The 2885-nt window shown below is 48.7% G+C and carries 1 protein-coding gene; it reads left to right on the forward strand.

The genetic code is table 11. The annotated features are described in order from the left end of the window. A partial coding sequence (locus A4R26_RS34375; RefSeq protein ID WP_133054871.1) for a non-ribosomal peptide synthetase occupies positions 1 to 2885 on the forward strand: 2885 nt, incomplete at both ends.

Here is a 2885-nt window from a genome sequence, read left to right on the forward strand (position 1 = left end):
GCCAGTTTGAAGAAGCGAACATCGCTTATAATATTCCCGCAGTGTATGTATTTGAGGGTCGTTTGGATTATACAACCCTTGAGTCTTCATTTGAAACGTTGTTAACCCGTCATGAAGTGCTGTGCACTGTATTCAGAGAAAACGAACAGGGCGAGATCAGGCAGTATATAAATAGTGCTTCAGCAACCGGGTTCCGCATTAGTTTCCTGGATCTCCGTGGTGACAAGGACCAGGAGCGTATCCTGCCACAGTTGGTGCAAAAAGATTTTATATCGCCGTTTGATCTGAGTCAGGGGCCCTTGCTGCGGGTGAGCGTAATACAGGTAAGCGAAGATAAATGGGTATTCACCTTTGTAATGCACCATATCATCAGCGATGGCTGGTCAATGAGCGTATTGATCCGCGAACTGCTGTCGCTCTATAATACGACAGTGAATGGCGTGATTGATCCGTTACCCCCCTTGCGGATCCAGTATAAAGATTATGTATGCTGGCAGCATGAGCAGTTGAGTGCAGCGGTAATGGAGGAACATAAAGCGTTCTGGTTACAACAGTTTTCCGGGGAGTTGCCGGTGTTGGACCTGAACGGCGGCAAAATGCGTCCGGCGATAAAGACCTATAGTGGCGCCATGTATAACCGGGCCATCGACGAACAAACCAGTAAAGGGCTTAAAGCGTTGTTGCAACAGCAGGGCGTTACCTTATTTGCAGGTTTGATGGCGGCCGTCAATGCGCTGTTGTACCGCTATACGGGCCAGGAAGATATGATCATCGGCAGCCCGGTGGCGGGCCGTGACCATGCCGAGTTGGACCAGCAGGTAGGCTTATATGCCAACACGCTTGCCTTAAGAATACAGTTCAGTGGAGAAAAAAGTTACCGTAACCTGCTGCAACAGGTGCAACAGGTAGTGCTTGAAGCCAATGCGCACCAGTTATATCCGTTCGATGAGCTGGTGCATGCGCTGCAATTGCAACGCGACATGAGCCGCAGTCCCCTGTTCGATATACAGGTAATAGTAAGCAATGCCGAAACGGGTAATATAGCTGAGGAGCAACGGGCGGGTGAAGTGCTCGTAAAAGGATACGCGGGTGCAGAAAAGCAAACCAGTGTGTTTGATATGGTGTTCAATTTTATAGAAACAGCCAGTGGACTGCACCTGTCTGTTCACTACAACCGCGACGTGTATGAAAGTGAGCTGGTAGCGCAACTGGCTGGTCATCTGGATCAGTTACTGGGTACCCTTATAGCCCATCCTGATAAGGCGCTGCACCAACTCGAGCTGCTGTGTGATAGCGACAAAGAAGTGCTGGAACAATATAATAATACAGCGGTTGAACTACCTGCAGGTAAAACGCTGGTGGCAATGTTTAAAGAGCAACTGCAGGCGTATGGCAACGAAGTGGCCGTGGTATATGGAGACATGGAGCTTACTTATAAAGAACTGGATGAAAGATCCAATGCGCTGGCTGGTTATTTACAGGGGCAGTACAACATCCGTTCCGGCGAGATAGTCGCCATGATGGTTGATAGAACGGAAAAAGCCATCATTGCTATCCTGGGGATCTTAAAATGCGGCGCAGCCTATGTGCCTGTAGATCCGGAGTATCCGGCGGCGCGAAAAGAATTTATACTTAAGGATACAGGCGCACGGGTATTAATAACACAAACGGAATACATTTTTGACCTTCCCTATTTTACGGGAAATGTATTTGCCATAGATGTACAACTGGAAGAGCTGCAAAGAGGCATTGCCCTGGAAGCTGAAGTTTCTTCAGAAGAGTTGGCTTATATCATATACACATCCGGTTCAACGGGTACGCCCAAAGGAGTGATGATTGAACATGGCGCTATCGCCAATACGATCTATGCACAGGGCCGGTTGTTTGATGTGCATGCTGCAGACCGGAATCTTCAGTTTGCTTCTTTGTCCTTCGATGCCTCCGTATCGGAGATCTTTGTGGCGCTGGCAACCGGTGGTGTGCTATATATAATAGAAGAGACAGCAAAAAAAGATCCTTCGCTGCTGGAACAATATATCCTGGCAAACGAAATAACCATTGCCACCATTCCGCCCGCTTATCTGCAACTGCTGAACCTGGAAAAAATAAAGCGCTTAAAAAGACTGGTGACCGCAGGGGAGCCGGCGGTGTATGACAAGGTGATCGGTTATGCAAGACAGGGCGTTTATTTTAATGCATATGGTCCTACGGAAAGCAGTATCTGCTCCACCATCTACCGGTTCAACGAAGCAAATGAACCAACGGGGCGCAATATACCGATCGGCCAACCAATATATAATACACGTATATACATAATCGATGATCATGGCAATCTGGTTCCAAGAGGTGTTAGCGGAGAAATATGTATAGCAGGCGCCGGTTTGGCCCGTGGCTATCTGAACCGGGCGGAGCTGACCGAAGAAAAATTTGTGGCCGATCCATTTACCGCGGGCGGCAGAATGTATAAGACCGGCGATATTGGCAGGTGGCTGCCGGATGGCACGATAGCGTTTTTGGGTCGTAAAGATCACCAGGTAAAGATAAGGGGGTACCGTATAGAGCTGGCCGAAATAGAAACTGTACTGCAGTTATATGCAGGTGTGGATGCAGCTGTGGTTACGGTACATGCCGGAGCCGATGGCAACAAAGAACTGGTGGCTTATATCATAAGCAGGGAAGTGATAGAACCAGCTGACCTGCAACATCACCTTGGCCAGTTACTGCCGGCTTACATGATCCCTGCTCATTACGTTCAACTGGACCATTTTCCGGTAACACCGAATGGCAAGATAGACAGAAAAAGACTGCCTGCACCTGAACAGGGCAGCCAGTCTTCCATTGAATATATAGCGCCGCGTACTGAAACGGAACAAAAGCTGGCGGCC

The organism is Niastella populi (genome assembly GCF_002078015.1).
Lineage (GTDB): Bacteria > Bacteroidota > Bacteroidia > Chitinophagales > Chitinophagaceae > Niastella > Niastella populi.